This window comes from Algoriphagus sp. PAP.12, assembly GCF_026652115.1.
GTDB lineage: Bacteria > Bacteroidota > Bacteroidia > Cytophagales > Cyclobacteriaceae > Algoriphagus.
Window position 1 is genome coordinate 55,997 of the sequence record NZ_JAPPSQ010000016.1, and the last position, 19,747, is coordinate 75,743.

Consider the following 19,747-nt stretch of genomic DNA (forward strand, 5'->3'; position numbering starts at 1 on the left):
GCTTTAGTTTTTAAGGATGGCAATTCGGTTTTTTTCTATTTTATAATTGAAATCATAAATGAAAGAAAGCCCAATAAGGACCTCCTCAAGTGTCTGGTTTTCAAATTTTCCAGAATAATCTTTTTCGGCGTTAAAGTTTTTTGGAATTGAAAATTCAACCCCATACCAAGTTTCTAGGCGTGAAATAATCTCTTGAAAAGTGGCATTTTTGAAACTGATCACATTGTCTTTCCAGGCAAAGACATCATCATAATCAATCCTCTTTTTCAGCATTGACTTATTCTTAAAATCAAAAGACGCTGCGTCCATTGGTTCCAAATCAACTTTCCTGACATCAAAACCAGTTGCGGCATCTTGAATGGAAACTTGAACTTTACCTGTCAATACAGCCACCAAACCAGCGGGATTCCCTTCTATTTCTTTTACTGTAAATGAGGTCCCCAGCACTCTGGTTTGAAGGCTTTTTGTATGGACTATGAATGGTCGGTTTGGATCAGGTTTTACATCAAAAAATGCCTCCCCTTCCAAAAACACTTCTCTTTGGTCAGAGGAAAATTTCTCAGGGAATCGAATAGAGCTTTCAGTATTCAAGTGAACTTCGCTCCCATCTCCCAATTTTATCTTTAGCTTTTGTCCTTTTGATACAGATCTTTCAATAAAATTAACTGCTTGAGAAACTTGCTTATCCTCTACCTTATTCTCAAAAACATTCATTTTGGAGGAAAAGAACCATAGAGCGCAAAAAGTAAAACAGGCAGCGATAGCAATTTTCAACCCGGAATTTCTTCCTCTTTTAGAAATTTTAGCAATGTCATCTACCTTCCTAGAATCATTTTCCTCTGCAAGATTAGGGAGATTGATTTTCTCAAAAACACTTTCCTTTATTCTTTCACTTGTATGTTCGTCCAGATCAATTTCATCCTGAAAATCCTCCATTAACTGCTCCATTTCCTTTTGACCTTCAGGGCTATTAATCCAAATCAAAATCTGATGGACTTCGTCTGGATTTGCCTTCCCACTAAAGAATTTTTTCAGGATATCAGAATTCATTTCTTGTGCTTTTAATAATAGATACTGAAAAAGGCTCCATTCCCCCCAAGCACTTTTAAAAAAAAAATGATTTTTTTCTGCAATTATATTTTTAACCTATAATTAACTTGAATCTTTATAGCTTTTATAAAATTTTATACTATCTTGGTTTAATTTTGTAAAATATTTTGTCGATATAATTAGAAAAAGTCCTCCTCTCGAATGAACTGTTTAGGACCAGAAATAGCTCAAAATCTTCAGAACGGGTGTCAAAAGGCATTCGAAGAGGTGTATACCCAATACCATAAAAAGATTTTTGGTTTTTGCATCAAGTATGGTCTCAATGCATCAGAAGCTGAAGAAATTACTCAGGTTGTTTTTATTAAAGTCTGGGAAAATCGAAGTAAAATCAATCCGGAAAAGCAACTTTACTCCTATATCCTGACAATCAGTAAAAATATCATCATAGATAGCTTCAAAGCGAAAATCAAATATCAGGCAGCCAAAGAATATCAAATGAATTTCATGAAGCCTGTGAATAATGTGGAGCAAAACATGAACCTATCCGAGCTCCAAAGTACTGTGGAGGAGGCTTTGACAAAACTTCCCGAAAGGAGAAGAGAGGTTTTTGAACTATCAAGAATTCATGGACTTTCCAATAAAGAAATAGCAAGTCAGCTAGGTATTACAACTAAGACCGTTGAAAATCATTTGAATTTGGCTCTCCAGGATTTTAAGGAGGTATTTAAAGAAGGAAAAGTGGGAATAGGTCTTTCTGTGATCCTTTTCTTGTGCCAAACTCCAATCCTTTAAATCAGTTATAAAAAATAAACCCTCCTTTTCTAATAGTCTGAAAAGGAGGGTTTTCATATTATGCACTTACGCAATCCAATAATTCCAAATCCACTGGATCTAATTTGACCTTGGTAGCTTCGACTAAAGTTTCCAATTGATAAATACTGGTAGCACTGGCAATAGGCGCTCCAATATTAGGCTGTGCCATCAGCCAGGCCAAAGCAACCGAAGCCACCTTGCACTCATGTTTTTCAGCAATTTTATCCATCGCTTTAATTACTTGAGCTCCTTTTTCATTCAAATATTTCTTTGCCCCTTCCCCTCTAACACTTTTCCCCAAATCCTTTTCACCTCTATATTTACCAGTCAAAAATCCCGCAGCCAAAGCCCAATATGGGAAAACCGAAAGGTCATATTTTTTAACTATTGGTAAATAGGTAGACTCATAGGATTGACGCTCCATCAAATTATAATGAGGCTGTAAGGCCACATAGTTAGGAAGGTTATTTTTTTCAGATACTTCAAAGGACTCCTGGAGTCTTTCAGGTGAAAGATTAGACGCTGCGACATATTTTACTTTTCCTGCCTTGATCAATTCATCATAGGTGGAAAGAGTCTCTTCGACAGGAGTAACTCCATCATCAAAATGCGAATAATAAAGGTCAATTCTATCAGTTTGCAATCTGCTCAGTGATTCATCGACCGACTTAAGAATATGCTTTCTGCTAATATCATATCCATGTTCTTCAGTTTGTGAACCAACCTTTGTTGCGACCACAATTTGATCTCGATTTCCCCTTTCTTTCATCCATTTCCCTATGATCGTTTCCGATGTACCTCCTGTACCATTGACCCACCAAGGATAGGTATCTGCAGTATCTAAAAAGTTAAATCCTGCCTCTACAAAGGCATCCAGAATTTGAAAGGACTCTTTTTCATCTAAAGTCCATCCAAAAACATTCCCTCCCAAATTGATCCTGCCGACTTTCAAGTCTGTGTGGGAGATCGTTACTAACTCACTCATTTTACGTTGGTTTTTGTTTGGTTATGATTAAATCTTAATTGGAAAATTGCCTCCATAAAGACAATTAAAAAACAGACTGCTCCTTTATTTGATTCCTAGAAAAAGGATATAATCAAGCGAATTATCTAAACGATTTATTCTCTATTTAAAAGGGAGAAATGCCCCATCAATGGATCCGATTCAAAAAACCGGGTGAGACCCAAACCTTTCCCAGCACCGTGTGTAATAGTCTCCCATCCCTTGCTGCTTTCATTTAACTAAGATTTTGGACAACAAAGGATTTACACCCTCTTTCTCCTTTTACAGGTTACTAATTCTCATCATTCTCCACAATTGTTAAAGTTTTCGTTACAGCTTTTCCTTTTGCTCCGTCTTATACCAATACTTGCTATTTCTTTTTGTTCTTTAGTGTGTAGTTGATAGGTGAATGAAGTATTATAGCCAAATTCATCATTGTAATTAGAATTAACACGTTCCACAGAGGTATGTAATTCTGTCCAAGCGTTTTCGACTAGTGGCACGAGCTCAGAAATTGTGTTGCCGCTTCTATCTAAAGGAAATTTGAATCGAAAAGTTTCTAAACTGTCGGTCTCTATTATTCCTTCTATATTACTTTTACGAGAAAGTAAATGTGTGGTTAAAAAGCCTGTGCCAAATCGCCCGGTTCTATTAGTTTTCTCTCCACCTTCTACTTCTTTTGAAGAGATTTGATTAATTAAACCCTTTATATCTTTCTCAGTGAAATGAATGCCGTTATGCCTAAAGACTTCTTGGTTTTCATCCAATTCTATTTATACAGATATTTTCCTGTCAGGATAATCTGCAATGCTGTCTTTGGCATTTTGCAATAATTCCCACGCCCATCTTCCCTGGATATTCTCTACAGTTTTATCTAAGTCGTGTAATCGTTTCTTTATTTTATCGGCAATTGACCTATTACCTTCTTCTTTTCTGCCTTCTTCTATTGATTTTATTATATTTATTATGGTCTTGCCTGATTGAATTTTATTCTTTAAACGCCTTAGCCATCAGCTCTATCTCTGCATTTTTTATACCTATTTCCTTGGCAATATTTTTCCAGTCCTTAACTACATAAAGTACTTCATCCAAAATAGTATCCATCTCTTCTTCACTCAAACGAAAATATTCGCCTACGCTTTTTGCCAAATCAAAGTCCAGGGCATTATCGTCCATATCAATATTTAAGGAAAGTCCATCCTTTTCGATGGACGGGTTTAGATCGTAAGCTGGTGATAACATCCAGCCCTTATCGGTCAAAATAAACCCGTGATTACGCAAGTGGTCGTCCGTGTTGGAAATCGCAATATTGAATACAATACGCCGCCAAAGCTGGTGTAGGTTAGCTTCTACATCAACACCGTAATTCTCTATAAACTCGACAATTTCAAGATAACTTGGCGAGGCGTCTTTTATTGAATTTTCGGTATTACCGGTCATTGTCATTGCCGAGGCAAAATGTATCCGATTTTCACCCTTTCTATCAAATCGTTGGGTCAGGAAAGTATGGTATTGGCCGCTAATCTTTTCAACTTTGGATGCTGCCATTTCAATTCCGGAGGCTATGGCCAATCGATAGGCCAAAAACTCCCATAAGGCTTTGTCAATGGTATCGGTTTTTGATGGAAACTTGGCAATCCATAGATTCTTTTGTGTGTCAAAAATATTGGCTTTGGGTCTGGCACCACCCAAAGAGGAACCAGGTGCAATCAAAACAGCTATCCATTTTCTGATGGCTTCACTTTGGTCATCACTTTCCAGTTGTTTGACGGCTTCCTGCAAATCTCCCAAGGACGACCAAGGCGGTGTTGGGGATTGGGCATCATTGTCCAGAAAAGGGCCATCCAAATCCGTTTTAAAACGTAAGGCCCCCATACGGCTTTCATCAAACACACCTAGCAAATAATCTATCTCGTATAAGGTCTTCGGTTTCTCATTATTTGCCCTTGCATCCTGTGCTTCCCTACGCTTCATTAAGGCCTTGCCCCAAGTGTCCGGCATACTGTCCAAGAATATTCCGAAATTCTCTTTGTTGGCTGGGAACTGTGGTCCGGAATAGAATTCAATATCGGGGTCCAAAAGCCGTTGTGTATCCGTTTTTAACCAATCTTTGTCATATTTAAAACTGAAGGCTTTCTTTCCTTTGGCAAAATGTGCGGATAACGTACCTATGAGGGTCGGACCTTCCAAGCCCACCCAGTCTGCAAAAACGTATATATCAAATTTTCCTTCTGCCATCTTTATTATAGTAAATCCAAATCCTGTAGTTTTCTGCCAAATGCATCGTCATTGGCCAGCTTCAAGAAATCATCCTGAAGATTTAGTACCCTAAGCACATTAAAATACAGACCAATGGCCACGGCCGGGTCGCCTTTTTCTATTCGATAAAGGGTAGCCCTGTGAATGCCCGCACGCTCGGAAACCTGCTCTGTCGTGAGCTTTCTTCGCTTTCGTGCCAGTTTGATATTTTCACCGATTTGGTCAAAAATCTTTTGAAACTTTGGTAATACGACTGCCTTTCTTGAATTCATTTGTTGTTTATTTACTACAAAATTAGTATTTTTGTTGTTAATTAGCAACATTTTATGGAAAATCCAGCATTCGAGAGCTACCTTTTGATTTACACGGACAGGAAAGAGTTTAAACTTTATACCAAAAGAGTCTATTCGTAACAATTAATTTAGATAAATCTAATGAAGAGGAATAGCTGAAAGTCCTTAACCTATTAAATTAAAACCAATGCCAAAACGTTACAAAGAATACACGGATATTGAACAAGAATTCTAATTCTATATAGGGCTGCTTTCTGACAGATTTGCGAAAATGGAAGTTCTTGTGAGAGATATGCTTGGGGCTTTTATATCAGATGATGATGTTCTTAATGCTTATCTTTTTGAAAAGAATAGTCTTGATGCTAATATCAAACTCATCAAAACTATTAATATCCGCCACAACTACGAACACGAAATACTCAAAGGAATATTAGAAGAGGTGAATTACATCAAGTCCGAAAGAAATTCATTCATTCACAGTATTTGGTCGGAACCTTCAGCTAAAGACAATGACATCTTTATTTTTTGCAGTAGTCCAAAAATGAAGTTTGAGAAGGAACCTAATGGCAAAAAGAGGTCATTTGGACACGGCAAATCCGTTCGTTTAACCTTTATCAAAAAACTTGTAAGCAGAATAGATGACATTATGGTTTCCCAGGAAGCTTTTGTAGAACGATTAAAAAATTTCGACTTAGAATATTGGATGCCCAAGGGCTAATCGCATTTATTATGCGAAGTAGAAATATGAAAAAAGCCGATAAAATTATTCTTTAAATGAATTTTAGCCAATGCACCTCGGGATGGACACCCACGCTTTACGCTAACACTTCCAAAGCCATGACGTATTCGGGACTTACACCCTAAAGTTATTGCACATGTTGGGTGTACGAAAAAAATAGGCCACTCCGAAAAGAATGGCCTATCAAAACTATAGAATCCAGGACTCAGGGATGAGTCACATATCGCTCAAAGAACTCCACAATTCTTCCGATTCGATCCAATCTTCTATGGATTGCCCCAGACCTGGAAAGTTCATGTCCTTCTTGAGGATATCGGATATATTCAACAGGCTTACCCATGATTTTCAAACTCTTATAAAGCAATTCGGATTGTCTCACTCCTGTTCTCAGATCATTATCCCCATGGAAAATCATCAAAGGGGTCTGGATATCCTGTACATAGGTTTGTGGGCTATTGTATTCCAAAATCTCCTTGGCTCCCTCTTCCCAAGGATATCCGAAATAGTTTGGAACCAATCTCCAAGCATTTCCTTCACCCATGAAAAAGGTCAATTCATAAACTCCTCTTTGAGTCAAAGCTGCCTTGAAACGGTGATCATGACCTACAATCCAAGCTGTCAAATATCCCGCATAAGATCCACCGGTCAATACCAATTGATCTTCATCAATCCATTGATACTCCTCGCCCGCTTTATCCAAAGCTGTCAACACATCCTTTGCAGGCCCATCACCCCAATCCTGATAATTCCCCTTTTGGAAGTCTTTGCCATAGCCTCCACTTCCCCTTGGATTGGCATAGACGATTCCATAGCCTCGACCTGCCAAAACCTGGAATTCATGCCACATACTAGCTTCACCCGGACCCCACATGGCAGTAGGCCCTCCATGCATTTCTAATAGAGTCGGATACTGTTTGCCTTCCTCCAATCCATATGGAGGCATCACCCAATAATCAATCGTAAAACCATCTTGCTTAAACTGATGAGCCTCTGGAAGGGAAACCCATCTGTCTGCCAACCATTTTTCGTTATAATGGGTCAATTGGCTCACATTTTTCCCCATCAAATCAGATTGATACAATTCATTGGGATTGGAAACTTGTACCAAAGAATAAACAATTTCATTTCCATGAACATCATATCCGCCTACTCCAACAGGACCTGTGATTACCGGAGTTACTTTTCCATTTGAAACAGTTGCATTGTATAGGGTAACTCCTCCTTGGTTAGCGCCGGCAAAATAGATGGACTTACTATCATCAGACCATTGCTCTCCACCTAATCTTCTATCCACTTTTTCTGTCAACCATTTGATTCCTGTCCCGTCTGCCTTAGCAACTCCCAACAAACTTTGGTTAAATGATCTATCATCAGTCTTCTGAGCCGAAATCAGAATAGATTTCCCATCTGGAGAGAAGGTAACTCCGCGATACGTATAATCATCGGAGGAAAGGAATTTAGAAATCTGATGATCTCCTAAAGTGATTTTATAAATAGAGGAATTCAATTCCCAATTCAAATCAGGGTGCAAATCACTTTCCACACTGTTAGCCAAGACAAAAGATCCGTCTGGAGACCATGCGACTCCACCGTAACTCTGATAGCCAGAAGTTAGAATTTCAGTTTCACCGGATTTCAAATCATAAACTCCCAAATGTCGAAAGCTGATATCTGTGGAAAGCCCTCTTTCTCCCAAAAAATTCAATCGATCAATGACTCTTGGATCATTTTTGGAGGCATTTTTTGCCAACCAAGCACGAAGCTCATCCACAGAGCCATCCATGTTAGCCTTAGTTGTTTCTTTTGCCAATCCTTCTTTGATAGCTGCATAATCTGGTTCATCTCCATAGGTTCTGCCAGGTCTAGGGTTTTCCCAAGTAGGATCTCCTTCGATTGCCCAATCTGGAACAGAAAAAGAGAACAAAATCTTTGTTCCATCCGGCGACCAAATTGGAGAGGAAGCTCCATTTTTCTCCGAAGTAAGAACTTGAGCTTCTCCTCCATCCAATGGTAAAATCCAAATTTGTGCTTTTCCTTCCCATGCTTTGGTAAAGGCCAATTTTTTTCCGTCTGGAGAAAGAGAAAAATTGGAGATTTCATAGGTTGGGTTATTCAGAACTTTGACATTGGAAGGATCTGCCAAATCCATCATCATCAATTGACTTTTATAGTCAAATTCCCCTCCATTTTTAGCCTCCATGTAATGCTTTACATAAATCACTTTCCCTCCGTCAGGGGTGATTTCTGGGCTCGAAACAGTTACGATATTGGTCAAATCGCTTAACTGAATCGGTTTTTTATCCTGAGCTTGGAGAGAAAGACACCAAAGCCAGAGAAAGGACATCAAAATCCAATTTCTATTTCTCATAAGGTTGATATTTAGGTGGTAAAAACTTCAATTTTCAACCTCAACCTAAAACAAAGAACAGCAAATGAAAAATGAATCCTAAGCAATCGGAAATTTCATCGGATGTTTAGGGAAAATTTGGTGTTTAATGGAAATAAAACAAGAGGAATTCCAAGGAGTTTAATTCTCCCAATTTTGAAGTCTATCCAGATACAAATAGCTCTCAACAAACTTTCTGTGTTCTGTGCTTGTCATGATTTCCAATAGTTCTAATGCAGAAACATAGCTGGCCAAATTTCCATTGGAAGACAAAAATCGGCCATCTCTGACATAGGTCACTTCATTTTCATCCTGAACTAGCAAGTTTGGATATTCCTTTTGCAAATCAGGACCTCCACCTATCCAAGTAACAATCTTATGTCCATCAGCAATACCTGACTCTCCTATCAATTGAGCTCCACCGCAATTGCTGACTACAAAATCCACCTCCTTATTCTTCTCTTTGATAAAATTCACAATCTTCTCATTATGAACCTGCGACCACATATCATAGGCACTTGGAACAAAGATCGCAGTCAGTTTTGGACTGTTTTCAAAAGTATAATCCGGCAAAAGATGAAGGCCTTCTTCAGTTGTGATCGGATTCTTTGTTTCGGCAATGGTAATCACATTGAATAGTTGCTGACCATTCTCAGAAAGCTTAGCGAATACATCAGAGGTGGCAACCACTTCACTCTGCAAGACTCCATTGTACATCAATAGCCCAATAGTTGGAAGAGCAGGATCAAAAGGCTTCAGGTGTGTTGTCAAAGTATCTGAAGATGCCAAAGGATCCAAATGAAGTTGAGTATTCGTGCTTTTTTCTTGACAACCAGTTAATAGTGCTGCACCTACCAAAAGGACTAGGAAAATTTGATCTTTAATTTTTGAAAAATTCATAGAATGATTGGTTTAGATTTCGCGCCAAAGGTAGAACCTACAATCTAAAACCAAACACAAACAAGAATTATTTAATTAAAGGGTTTCAACTCAAAAACCTGGAAATAAGACCCTGATTCTGAAGCTACTTTTCGATTATAAACCAGTCGATCACCTGAATGGGACCAATTGATATTGCAAAGCTCAGAAGTTCCATCACCGGCACTTCCAAAAGTGAAGAACTCACCAGAAGCAACAGAAGCCACTAACACCTGATTATCAAGCCCAAACGCCAACCAATCCCCATCAGGACTTAAACTGAACATCGTTTCGGGTGATTTCGCCAAATGAGTCACTTGAATAGGTTTTCCTCCATTGGGAGAAACAAAAAATATCTGAACTATTCCATCATCTCCTTTGGCGTAAAAGTAAATCCTATCCCCATTGGGAGAACTTCTTAGCCATTGCCTAGGACCTTGAATTCCAGGGAATTTTTGATCAGTTGAGAAAGTAATCCTTCGCTGCTGAATTGATTCTGGCACTTCAGGAAGACTAGTTCTAGTTCCTTTTAAGTTAGGAGATTCCATCAATACTTGAGGGTCTTCAGGCAAATCAGACACAAAGATTTCGGTTACCAGATTTCCATTTTCATCAATCACATCTCCCAAATAAACCAATGCTCGTTTGATTCGTTTTCCTTCAGAATTGATATACCCGTCTGTCCCAATCCAGCATTCTTCATAGGCTTTTTGAATTTCATCAGAGCCTGGTTTAGGTTTTGGAGTTACTCTTGCTGCCAAAACAGAAAAATGTGTCCCCCCGAATTCAGCCTCCATATTTACAGAATCCACTTGGACGGGATGATTCGCTATCATGACTCCGATTGTTCTTAGATCTTTTACTTCTGGATTTGATTGGGATCCTATCTCCAAAACCTCATCATTGTAAGTATAGCTGATCCAATCTCCATCGCCACTGTAACTAAAGGCATGTGTTCCTCCTCTCAATGCACCGATAGTAAATGGTGCACTCACATCTCGAGCATCTGCGTGAAAGGAATTCGGGTTTTGTTTATCAGTCAAATCAAGACCTATAGCTGATCTCCTTGAGATATGATAAGGCGATCCCTGATTGGCATTCAACAATCCTCGAATAAAAAGAACTTCATCTTTGAGGGGATGATAGCTAACAGCCCCAGCACCTGGTCCAAATTGGGATTGATTGGAATTAGAATAAACGCCAATTATTTCCCCACTTTCCAAGTTGAGCAAAGCAACATTACCATTTTCCCCAATTTTGGAATCGTCATTTCTTCCATCAAATACTACCCATTCATCATTGGGAGAAAAGACCTGTCGCTGATTGAGAAAGTGACCTCCTTCTTCAAATGTCAATTGTTTTTCTTGGGCACTAAGATTTGGGATTTTCTCCATGGATTGATTTGGACTCTTGGACTGGCACGAAGTTAAAATCCATACGATGAATAAGGATGAAAAGGCGATGCAATTTTTCAAATTGAATTGAATCTCCACGATCCTATCTCTCCAAATAATAAAAATGTCCGTCTTCAGCCCCTACTAGCACATCCCAAATTCCATTTTCATTCCAATCTACAAAGGTCGGACTGGTGGTATGCCCTGCCAACACATCTTCAGTCAGCTGGCCATGATGCTTGAAATAGACATTACCATCCTCTGTTTTGGTTTGTTCAAAAAGTGAAACATTGACGCTATTGATGAGCATATCCAAATCCCCATCATTGTCCCAATCGAGAAAAGTCAGTTTTCTTCTTCCGCTACTTCCCGCATCACTATCATTCAATCTTAAAAGTCCAGGATTCTCATCTCTTACCTGATCTTTATTGGAAAAAACTGAAGCATTTTCCCCATAAAAAATCCGTTGTCCAGGAGTTAGAACTAATTCTCCATCTTTTGATTTCCTTTCAAAATAGGCCAAATACCCTTCATGGTCCAACATCACCAAATCCATTAATCCATCCTCATTCCAGTCTATTGCCACCGGAGTAGTTCTCCACTGTGGAGCCAGCTCATCGGACTGGGGCTTCCACCAATTCCAGGCAGGTGACGGTACTTCCTGTCCTTCCCAATCTACTTTCACCGATTCAGGCTTTGCCAGATTTCCATTCCCCAAATTCTTCAGCCATTCCACTTTCCCCCATATCCCGTTGAAGATAATATCGCCCTTTCCATCGCCATCCCAATCAGCAACAGACAGCGTGGTATATCCCCATTTAGCCTCTGCTGGACCTTGGATGGAGCCATTTTTCCCTGCTTGCGACCTGAATGGTCTTGCATCCACAGTCAACAAAGCAGGCTCGGCCCATTTGGGGGTTTTGCCGTCTAAAAGATTCTCGATAAAACAGATATATCCGGCGGAATTCCCAGCAATAATATCCAGATCTCCATCCTCATCCCAATCATAGGATACCGGGGTCACTAAAGCTCCGAATTTTAAATTATCCGCCTTCTGCCTAAAGTATTTCGGTGATTCAAATACCGGAATTCCCCCTTTGACTTCACCGGTATTTCTGACCAAGGCCACTCTTCCATCTTCATCTCCCACGACCAAATCAATCTTTCCATCCTGATCCCAATCCAAGGAAACCGGAATAATCATTTCCAGATCCATTTTGATCAGGCCTTCAGAATTCTCCAATAATTGACCGGCTGCAAATTCAGGTTGGGTAGCTGTTCCTACATTTTGGAAGTAGGTCATTTTATCCAAAAACTCTCCGGTAATCAAATCCAGATCTCCATCTCCATCAAAATCAGCCAAATTGGGTGAAGGGGCACCATAAACATCCAAATCTTTCCCCTGCACCTGAATCCTGCCCTTATTTTCATAGGCTCCATCCACATTCTCAATCCAATAGACATAACCATGAAGAGGGCCATTGGTCCAAACCCCATCTTGGTTATAGGCATTATCCCAACCATAATCTGTCCAATCGTCCACTCCCACCAGAATATCCAAATCACCGTCACCATCGTAGTCGGCCATTTTCCATTGATTGAACCGAGGTTTCTTTCCAAAATCCTTTAGAATCTCTTCCGCTGGAAATATGTCTTCCTTTTCTGCACCCAATTGCTCAGTGAAGTTGGTCAACAAAGTTCCTGAACCCATCACTTTCACTCCCTCAGGAGTGTGAGAAACTTGCACTTGAGAAATCGCATCACCTAGCCGAACCGGCGGTTCAAATACTGGAAAATCATCTCCAGAAGAGTTTTCAAAAAAGTACAGGCCGTTAAAGGGTTTATCCGGACAGGACACCAACAAATCCATATCCCCATCCCCATCAAAATCCATGGGAAGTGGCCAAGCCCAAAGACCTACCCCTACAAAGGATGTGGTTCCTGGGTTATTGTATTTGACAATTTGAAATTCGGATTTTTCAGGAATTTGAGTTTCCTCCACTCTTTCTTCAGAAGATTTTGTGCAGGATAAAGCAGCAAAAGCAGAGAATAAAATAAAGGCTTTTATTAATAAAGATGTTTTAAAAAAAGAATCAGAAAAGTTGAATTTCATTTCGGTCTATTTAGGGATTTATGCTAGTATTAATACTGAAACGATTGAAAATAAGACTATTTAGCCTACTTCCCCAATTTCAGGATTCTAATCGCACCCTGCACCACCAAAACGAAAACAATACTACCGATAATCAAATCCGGCAAACTGGAATCTAGCCAGTTAACCAAAAGACCAGCAGCAATAACTCCTAGATTAATGATCACATCATTGGAAGTGAAAATCATACTTGCCTGCATATGGGCCTCCTCTTTACTTTTTGATTTTTGCAATAAATAAAGGCAAAGTGCATTGGCAATCAAGGCAAAAATCGAAACCACAATCATCGTAGAAAAATCCGGAATTTGATCCACTCCAAAAAATCTTCTCAATACCTCAACAAATCCCAAAACAGCCAATGACATCTGAAAATACCCGGCTATTCTCGCTGTTTTTTTCTTCCTAGCAACAGTGGTTCCCACCGCCAAAAGACTCAATCCATAAACCAATGAATCGGCCAACATATCGAGGCTATCAGCCACCAAACCCATTGATTTTGAAATCAGACCAGTGCTCATTTCAATCAGAAAAAACGCAAAATTGATGACCAGAACAGCCCAAAGTAGCTTTCGCTGATGAGAATTATCTTCTCCGGAAAATTCTTCAGAATCTAAAGTTTCTAATACCTTCCCTCCCAAGTTCAAGGAAAGAATTTCTCGATTGATTTCTTCAAAATTGCCTTCATGAAAAACAAAGAGATGGCGATTTGGAATGTCAAAATCCAAATGATGAACTCCTTTCATGCCATCCAATTTCAACCTAATTAGATTTTCTTCTGAGGGGCAATCCATTTTAGGAATTTCAAATTGGGTTTTCTTCATTCTCTATATTCTGTTAATACTATACTTACTTTAAAAATAAACTCAAGCTCAAGATAAAATTGGATAAAAGGGGTATAACTGATAAATTGTAATCCGATCGATTTTTTCCCTTTGTTTTTAGACCTTAATTCTGAATTTCTCGGATGTTTATTTTACGAAAACTCCTAAATCCTTTTTAATTCAAACTTGTATCGATACGATTTTATCAATCCAGAAAAAATCGATGGTTTAATAAAATTTACTCGTTAATCTATTTTTCTCATGTCGTGGAATTTCATTCCCTCTTTTCTATCTGCAACAAGTATCACATTTCTTTTTTTCTTATTTCATGGTTTACTAGGCCGTTTAATAAAGAGAAAGACTGGAAACTCCAAACTTCATTTGATCACAATACATGAAATCGTCTCTTATTCGATTTTCTTACTATTGGGTCTGGGAATCGCCTGGACTGAATTTACTTCTTGGGGTCAAATTGGTCATACTAACCTTTTTATACCGATGATTTCTTTTAATTCGGCTTTTTACATTTGGGGACTTTATACATACTCTTTCCCATTCTCGGTCAAATTACATCACGCATTTTACATCGCTCTTTCCCTATTATTTTCAATTTTCAAATGGGATTATTATTTGATGTTATTTCCATTAATAATGGGATTGATGGAGAGTGTTATTCTAGTAGATGGCCTTAGTATTTTGCTAAGAGAAAACAAGAAATGGAATCTGACATTTTACATTTTTTCTCTTTCCTATAAAGGAATGATCTTGGCAGTTTGTTTATTAATCTCCTTTCTTACTCTATGGAAATCAAATGAATACCCTCCATTGTTGGTTAGTATATTATTGCTTGGAAATTCCATCCATTTCTATTTTTGGTTTGAGTCCTTATCAAAATCCAAAAAAAGAATCCATGCTATATTAAAAACCAAAGCTGATATATCACAAACAATCATGGTCCACTAATTATTTTTCTTTGGGCCTCTGCCAAGGCACCTGGCCTCCTGCCTGAATATGCTTCATCAATAAACGGTTCAATTCCTGGACTTTTTCAGGTTGTTCTTTTGCCAAATCATGTTGCTCACGAGGGTCATCTTTCAAGTTATAAAGCTCCAAAGGCTGATATGGACTGTTTTGAAGTAATTTCCAATCTCCTTTTCTCAAAGCATGATAAGCCTTTCCTCCATATCTGACACCTCCTTCCCTTCTTACAAAATAGAGTTCTCTTGATTCAGGGCTTTCATTACCCAAAAGAGTATTCATAAAACTCCTTCCATCCATATCATCTCTTTGATCTAAGCCTGTCAATTCTACTAAAGTTGGATAGACATCCATGGTCGTATTGACCTGAGAGCTAGTACTTCCAGCTTTGATTTTCCCAGGCCATACAGCCACCATAGGCACTCGAAGACCGCCTTCATACATACTTTGTTTCCCGTCCCTCAAGTCACCATTATTGGCCATATCTGGCAAATGCCCCCCATTATCACTGGTGAAAATGACTAAAGTATTTTCATATTGTCCAGTTTCTTTGAGAGTCTTGATTACTTGGCCGATTCCATCATCCATATGCTCAATCAGAGCTATCAAATTCGCTCTTCTATCGGGTAGGTTTGGATCGCGAGCTTTTACTCGGTCAAGGTATTCTTTTGGAGGCTGCACCGGAAAATGAGGTGCATTGTAGGCCAAATACAGGAAAAATGGATTTTCTTCATCTTCCCGAGATTCGATATAATTCACAGCCCATTGTGAAAATAGGTCCGTTGCATGTCCAGAAGGATCTATTTCCAGCTCATTCAGCCTCATATAATTGAATCCATTTCTTCTTTTGTCTACATAATCCTCCATCATATCTTCCAACCAGCCATGAAAGAGATCAAAACCTTTCTGATTGGGTAGATTTGGACTCGTCAACCCCAGGTTCCACTTTCCAATGTGAGCAGTATGATATCCCGCATCTTTTAATTTAGCTGGCAAAAGAACAGCTGAAGGATCTAAAAAACCCCAATTATCCTCAGGCTTGAATCGGATCAAACCGGGCACTCCAACCCTATCCGGATACCTACCAGTCATCAATGAAGCTCTGGTTGGAGCACAGACAGGGGAATTGGTATAGAAAAAATCAAATCGCATCCCATCTGCTCTCAAAGCATCAATATTGGGCGTTTTCAAGTCTTGAGTTCCATAATATGAAACATCATGATATCCCTGATCATCGGTGAAAATGATCAATATATTGGGTTTTGAATGCGCTTGAGCCTTAGTTGGACTCGATTGTATAATACAAATCAGCAACAAAAATATGGAATGAAATCTTAGAATTTTATTGGCTATTGTCATGGGTGAGAAGGTATTTCCATTGAATTTACCAAATTCTAAGGAGGATCAAATTCCGGCAAGCTCCTACATCCAATCCAATTCTGATATGAATCTTAAAGTAAAAAATAGCCTGTTTTAAAAACAGGCCTAGGTTAATGTTATTCCAGAACTGTATATTAAAACTCTTCATCCACCAAGAACTTATTTATTATGGCTCCAGTGAAATTTCCGGCATAAACCGCGTTGGCAACGGATCGTAATGGAGAGGAATTGTCCCCACAGGCAAAGACACCCGAGACAGTGGTTTCCTGGAATTGGTTTATTTGAATGAAGCCATGCTCATTGAGTTCACATCCTAAAGCTTGAGGAATAGGACTATGTTGGATAAATGGAATGGCAGCATATACAGCATCAAATTCTTGAAAACTTCCATCCTTAAACTGGATCCCTTTAAGAATGCCTTTTTCATTTTCGAATTTCAGAATTGGAGAATCCCACACCTGTATTCCCTTTTCCTTCAACTTTATAAGGTCTTGACCCTCCAACCCGGATTCACCTTGAGTGAATAGATGAAGATTCTTTGTCAGGTTATATACCATGGGAGTTAAATGCATAGCTTTAGCTCCTGATGCAAGGATTCCTGTTTTTTTACCCCTGAATTCATATCCATGGCAATAAGGACAATGGATAATTGTTTTACCCCAGCATTGCGAAAATCCTGGAATTTCCAGCAATTGATCTTTTATCCCAGTAGCAAAGACTAACTTCTTTGAGATAAATGATTGGCCATTCTCGGTTTGAAGAGAAAACCCGAATTCATTTTTTAGAGCTGAAACAGCTTTTTCGGATAAATATTGAACGGTAGGATACCGAAGTACTTGTTCCAAGGCCTCAGACCGAATCAAGTCTGGTGCTTTACCATCTTGAGTTATAAAATTATGACTAAAAGGGGTGGATCGATTACAAGGCTTTCCTGAATCGAGAACAAGGACGTTTCTCATCGATCTTCCTAAGGACATAGCTGCTGAAAGTCCGGCATAGCTTCCTCCGATGATGATGACATCAAATTGGGATTGGTTCATGTTAAATAGTTTTGAATAAAAGAAATGCAATTAAAAAATTACATTATTTATTGCAACATAATTGCATAAACAAAGTTCCCGAACCCCCTATTTTTAAATATTTTAAGAAATCACCGAAAAACCCCATCCTCAATTCTAAAAATTTCGTAAATTATTTCAACAAGATTACTTTTTGCTAAAAACTCAACCAACGCCTATGAAACCATACTTTTTGCTTTCCTTGCTCCTAATTTTTGGATTATTTTCCTGTAGTTCTGAAGAAGAAACTCCATTAACACAGTTGGATGGCACTTATTTGGGAAATTTGTTGGGTTCTGTTGACAATCCCCTATATGTTGAAATGACATTTCAAGGTACTGGCGAATTAAAGATTGAGGAGTATCGATTGAATGAGCAAAACCAAAGATGCTACTACACCATCAGTGAGGGCAACTACACATTGAAGGGGAATGAATTTACCTATACAATCAACTCCTATTGGGGATTGGATCCAGCTGCATTTTCCGAATGCTTTTCTCAATCGGAGTTAATGAAATATTTAGAAAATTCAGGATTGATCCAGGTGGGGACGATTGAATTTAAATCAGAAAATACTGCCTTTTCGATTTCTTACCCTTGCAACGATATTTTAGCAAACGCCAGGGTAAACCTCTGTGCCGGTTATTCAGACTTTGTCCTGCAAGATTAAAATCCCAATAATCGGTTTACTTCCGTTTTGTAGGTGACACCGATTGGAATTTCCTGCTCCTTTACAAAAAGGCGGTTCCCTTCTATCATCTTAATTTGGGCGGTATTTACCAAATAGGATTTGTGGACTCGAAGAAACAGATTTGTCCCCAACTTCGCCTCCAGATCAGAAATCTTATCCGGGCAAATCAACATTCCCTCCTGGTGAAATACTTTGGAATAATTCCCCAATGCCTGGACATAAAGGATAGCGCGCTTTTCCAGTTGAACGAATTTCTTGTCAGACTTCAAAAATATTTTACCTGAATCCTCCTCTTTTGGAATAGGTATAGGTCCTATATCCGGAATAACTTTTTGAATGGATTTGGCAAAGCGGTCCAGACTAAATGGTTTTAGAAGGTAATCCACCACATCCAATTCATAGCCTTCTAATGCGAATTCCTGATAAGCTGTGGTGACAATGACTTTTGGAGGGTTTTTAAGGGATTTCAGAAATTCATAGCCTGTTAATTTAGGCATTTGGATATCCAGAAAGATCAGATCAACGGAAGCTGATTTGAAAAATACCATAGCCTCAAAACCATTAAAAAAGTTTCCTGCCTTTGCTAAGATTGGGAAGTTTTCTGCATATCCCTCAATGATCCTATGGGCGATCGGTTCATCGTCCACAATTACATACTTAATCACTTCCATCGAATCTCCATTTCCACTGAATATTCACCATTTTTTTCACCCCTATTGAGAGAGAATTGGTCCGGATATCTCAATTCAAGTCTCCTCTTCAGATTTTCCAGCCCTATTCCTACCTCCTTTGACCTTCCATCAAAGTTATTTTCCACTTTAAACTTCACTTTTTCCCCCTTGGATTCAAGGAATATCCGGATCCAGCCTTTTTCAGCTAGAGGCTCTAATCCATGTTTAAATGCATTCTCGACCAAAACCAAAAACAAAAGCGGACTGATTCTGTGATCTTCTTGGATTGCTACTTCGAAATTAATATCCGGATCAAAGTGATACCTCATTTTATGTAAATCCAAAAAACTCTCCAAATACTCTACTTCCTCACTGATCAACACTTCCTTTTCTTTCCCTTTGTAAATGGTATACCGCATCATTTCAGAAAGCTTCAATACCATAGGAGCTGCCAAATCTGATTTTTCAACGCAAAGGCCATACAAATTATTTAAGGTATTAAAAAAGAAGTGCGGGTTTATCTGATTTTTCAGCATTTCCAATTCAGCCTCATTTTTGGCTATTTCAAGATTTTTCACACTTTTCCAATGCTCAAAAACCCAAAGCAATAAAAACAAGGGGACGGGAGCAATCAAGAGAAGAATGGCAATCTCATGATTCTGTTCATGATAATTTGACTGAAACCTGAGGACTAAAAAAAGTGCTGCAATCAAGCCATAGGTCCCACCAATCAAAACCCTAAACCGGATAAAAAATCGAGGGTCAATCACCCAAGCAATGCCCATCCAAAATAGAATTAATAGTAAAATTGAGACAGGATTATCCGGCATTGCCATCCATTGATCTATCAACAAAAGCAATGTCAGAAAACCAGCCAACCCTAGAACTTTCCAAAGAAGCATTTTATTGACTTTGAAAGCACTACTGTAAAAAAAGACCAAGCTGGTGACAATCCACCAAGACCCCAAAATCAATCCGTTTTCAAGATAGGCAGTAGAATCGATGTTAATTGCACCCATTCTTGCCATCAAAAAGGTAGTGGATCCAGTAATCAGCAATCCCCAGAACAAAGACTTAAAAACCTTGCTTTTTAAAATCATATTCTAAAAATACCATCTGAATTTCCATCTGAAAATTTATA

18 protein-coding genes are annotated in these 19,747 nt (G+C 38.7%); 4 read left to right on the top strand and 14 right to left on the bottom strand.

Annotated features, from left to right (window positions below; genetic code table 11):
- Window positions 1–3: 3 nt before the first annotated feature.
- Window positions 4–1,050: a FecR family protein gene (locus O0V13_RS16955; protein WP_268036167.1), complete on the bottom strand. Its 1,047-nt coding sequence runs from the start codon at window positions 1,048–1,050 to the stop codon at window positions 4–6.
- Between the two features lie 201 nt (window positions 1,051–1,251).
- On the opposite strand from O0V13_RS16955, the gene O0V13_RS16960 reads away from it, so the two are divergent.
- Window positions 1,252–1,842, top strand: a complete 591-nt coding sequence (locus O0V13_RS16960) for an RNA polymerase sigma-70 factor (RefSeq protein ID WP_268036168.1) — start codon at window positions 1,252–1,254, stop codon at window positions 1,840–1,842.
- 58 nt (window positions 1,843–1,900) lie between these two features.
- On the opposite strand, the gene O0V13_RS16965 is transcribed toward O0V13_RS16960, so the two are convergent.
- From O0V13_RS16965 to O0V13_RS16980, 4 genes are all read right to left on the bottom strand, one after another.
- Window positions 1,901–2,848, bottom strand: a complete 948-nt coding sequence (locus tag O0V13_RS16965) for an aldo/keto reductase (protein WP_268036169.1) — start codon at window positions 2,846–2,848, stop codon at window positions 1,901–1,903.
- Between the two features lie 320 nt (window positions 2,849–3,168).
- On the bottom strand, window positions 3,169–3,633 hold the full coding sequence (locus O0V13_RS16970) for a hypothetical protein (protein WP_268036170.1): 465 nt from the start codon (window positions 3,631–3,633) through the stop codon (window positions 3,169–3,171).
- A gap of 220 nt (window positions 3,634–3,853) precedes the next feature.
- Window positions 3,854–5,104 (bottom strand): type II toxin-antitoxin system HipA family toxin, encoded by a 1,251-nt coding sequence (locus O0V13_RS16975; protein ID WP_268036171.1) that lies wholly within the window; start codon window positions 5,102–5,104, stop codon window positions 3,854–3,856.
- 5 nt (window positions 5,105–5,109) lie between these two features.
- Window positions 5,110–5,397: a helix-turn-helix domain-containing protein gene (locus O0V13_RS16980; RefSeq protein WP_268036172.1), complete on the bottom strand. Its 288-nt coding sequence runs from the start codon at window positions 5,395–5,397 to the stop codon at window positions 5,110–5,112.
- 292 nt (window positions 5,398–5,689) lie between these two features.
- Here O0V13_RS16980 and O0V13_RS16985 point away from each other — a divergent pair, with 292 nt between their 5' ends.
- Window positions 5,690–6,136 (top strand): hypothetical protein, encoded by a 447-nt coding sequence (locus O0V13_RS16985; protein WP_268036173.1) that lies wholly within the window; start codon window positions 5,690–5,692, stop codon window positions 6,134–6,136.
- A gap of 226 nt (window positions 6,137–6,362) precedes the next feature.
- Here O0V13_RS16985 and O0V13_RS16990 read toward each other — a convergent pair whose 3' ends face one another.
- The 5 genes from O0V13_RS16990 to O0V13_RS17010 all read right to left on the bottom strand — a co-directional run bounded on the left by O0V13_RS16990 (window position 6,363) and on the right by O0V13_RS17010 (window position 13,828).
- Window positions 6,363–8,525, bottom strand: a complete 2,163-nt coding sequence (locus O0V13_RS16990; RefSeq protein WP_268036174.1) for a S9 family peptidase — start codon at window positions 8,523–8,525, stop codon at window positions 6,363–6,365.
- 159 nt (window positions 8,526–8,684) lie between these two features.
- Window positions 8,685–9,443 (bottom strand): DJ-1/PfpI family protein, encoded by a 759-nt coding sequence (locus tag O0V13_RS16995; protein ID WP_268036175.1) that lies wholly within the window; start codon window positions 9,441–9,443, stop codon window positions 8,685–8,687.
- Window positions 9,444–9,514: 71 nt separating this feature from the next.
- Window positions 9,515–10,855: a DUF3748 domain-containing protein gene (locus tag O0V13_RS17000; RefSeq protein ID WP_268036176.1), complete on the bottom strand. Its 1,341-nt coding sequence runs from the start codon at window positions 10,853–10,855 to the stop codon at window positions 9,515–9,517.
- Between the two features lie 103 nt (window positions 10,856–10,958).
- The gene (locus O0V13_RS17005; protein WP_268036177.1) at window positions 10,959–12,968 is read right to left on the bottom strand and encodes an FG-GAP repeat domain-containing protein; all 2,010 of its coding nucleotides are present in this window, start codon (window positions 12,966–12,968) and stop codon (window positions 10,959–10,961) included.
- A gap of 65 nt (window positions 12,969–13,033) precedes the next feature.
- Complete coding sequence (locus O0V13_RS17010; protein ID WP_268036178.1) at window positions 13,034–13,828, bottom strand: cation transporter; 795 nt, start codon at window positions 13,826–13,828, stop codon at window positions 13,034–13,036.
- Window positions 13,829–14,089: 261 nt separating this feature from the next.
- On the opposite strand from O0V13_RS17010, the gene O0V13_RS17015 reads away from it, so the two are divergent.
- Window positions 14,090–14,791, top strand: coding sequence for a hypothetical protein (locus O0V13_RS17015; RefSeq protein WP_268036179.1), 702 nt, complete (start codon window positions 14,090–14,092; stop codon window positions 14,789–14,791).
- Here the strand turns inward: O0V13_RS17015 and O0V13_RS17020 are convergent, their stop codons facing one another.
- Both O0V13_RS17020 and O0V13_RS17025 read right to left on the bottom strand, forming a co-directional pair.
- Complete coding sequence (locus O0V13_RS17020) at window positions 14,792–16,057, bottom strand: sulfatase family protein (RefSeq protein ID WP_268036180.1); 1,266 nt, start codon at window positions 16,055–16,057, stop codon at window positions 14,792–14,794. It lies immediately after the preceding gene.
- A 263-nt stretch (window positions 16,058–16,320) separates the two neighbouring features.
- Window positions 16,321–17,226, bottom strand: coding sequence for an NAD(P)/FAD-dependent oxidoreductase (locus O0V13_RS17025; RefSeq protein ID WP_268036181.1), 906 nt, complete (start codon window positions 17,224–17,226; stop codon window positions 16,321–16,323).
- 196 nt (window positions 17,227–17,422) lie between these two features.
- Here O0V13_RS17025 and O0V13_RS17030 point away from each other — a divergent pair, with 196 nt between their 5' ends.
- Window positions 17,423–17,914: a hypothetical protein gene (locus tag O0V13_RS17030; protein ID WP_268036182.1), complete on the top strand. Its 492-nt coding sequence runs from the start codon at window positions 17,423–17,425 to the stop codon at window positions 17,912–17,914.
- Here O0V13_RS17030 and O0V13_RS17035 read toward each other — a convergent pair.
- Both O0V13_RS17035 and O0V13_RS17040 read right to left on the bottom strand, forming a co-directional pair.
- On the bottom strand, window positions 17,911–18,606 hold the full coding sequence (locus tag O0V13_RS17035) for a LytR/AlgR family response regulator transcription factor (protein WP_268036183.1): 696 nt from the start codon (window positions 18,604–18,606) through the stop codon (window positions 17,911–17,913). The genes O0V13_RS17030 and O0V13_RS17035 overlap by 4 nt on opposite strands.
- Window positions 18,597–19,706, bottom strand: coding sequence for a sensor histidine kinase (locus O0V13_RS17040; protein WP_268036184.1), 1,110 nt, complete (start codon window positions 19,704–19,706; stop codon window positions 18,597–18,599). The genes O0V13_RS17035 and O0V13_RS17040 overlap by 10 nt, the downstream gene beginning before the upstream one ends.
- Window positions 19,707–19,747: the final 41 nt, after the last annotated feature.

Bases quoted from the DNA above. Each gene is read 5' to 3' on its own strand.
- O0V13_RS17005 (WP_268036177.1), bottom strand. From the start codon at position 12,968: ATGAAATTCAACTTTTCTGATTCTTTTTTTAAAACATCTTTATTAATA.
- O0V13_RS16965 (WP_268036169.1), bottom strand. From the start codon at position 2,848: ATGAGTGAGTTAGTAACGATCTCCCACACAGACTTGAAAGTCGGCAGG.
- O0V13_RS16975 (WP_268036171.1), bottom strand. From the start codon at position 5,104: ATGGCAGAAGGAAAATTTGATATATACGTTTTTGCAGACTGGGTGGGC.
- O0V13_RS17040 (WP_268036184.1), bottom strand. From the start codon at position 19,706: ATGATTTTAAAAAGCAAGGTTTTTAAGTCTTTGTTCTGGGGATTGCTG.
- O0V13_RS17015 (WP_268036179.1), top strand. From the start codon at position 14,090: ATGTCGTGGAATTTCATTCCCTCTTTTCTATCTGCAACAAGTATCACA.
- O0V13_RS16985 (WP_268036173.1), top strand. From the start codon at position 5,690: ATGGAAGTTCTTGTGAGAGATATGCTTGGGGCTTTTATATCAGATGAT.
- O0V13_RS16955 (WP_268036167.1), bottom strand. From the start codon at position 1,050: ATGAATTCTGATATCCTGAAAAAATTCTTTAGTGGGAAGGCAAATCCA.
- O0V13_RS17030 (WP_268036182.1), top strand. From the start codon at position 17,423: ATGAAACCATACTTTTTGCTTTCCTTGCTCCTAATTTTTGGATTATTT.
- O0V13_RS16995 (WP_268036175.1), bottom strand. From the start codon at position 9,443: ATGAATTTTTCAAAAATTAAAGATCAAATTTTCCTAGTCCTTTTGGTA.
- O0V13_RS16990 (WP_268036174.1), bottom strand. From the start codon at position 8,525: ATGAGAAATAGAAATTGGATTTTGATGTCCTTTCTCTGGCTTTGGTGT.
- O0V13_RS17025 (WP_268036181.1), bottom strand. From the start codon at position 17,226: ATGAACCAATCCCAATTTGATGTCATCATCATCGGAGGAAGCTATGCC.
- O0V13_RS17035 (WP_268036183.1), bottom strand. From the start codon at position 18,606: ATGGAAGTGATTAAGTATGTAATTGTGGACGATGAACCGATCGCCCAT.
- O0V13_RS17000 (WP_268036176.1), bottom strand. From the start codon at position 10,855: ATGGAGAAAATCCCAAATCTTAGTGCCCAAGAAAAACAATTGACATTT.
- O0V13_RS17010 (WP_268036178.1), bottom strand. From the start codon at position 13,828: ATGAAGAAAACCCAATTTGAAATTCCTAAAATGGATTGCCCCTCAGAA.
- O0V13_RS16980 (WP_268036172.1), bottom strand. From the start codon at position 5,397: ATGAATTCAAGAAAGGCAGTCGTATTACCAAAGTTTCAAAAGATTTTT.
- O0V13_RS16960 (WP_268036168.1), top strand. From the start codon at position 1,252: ATGAACTGTTTAGGACCAGAAATAGCTCAAAATCTTCAGAACGGGTGT.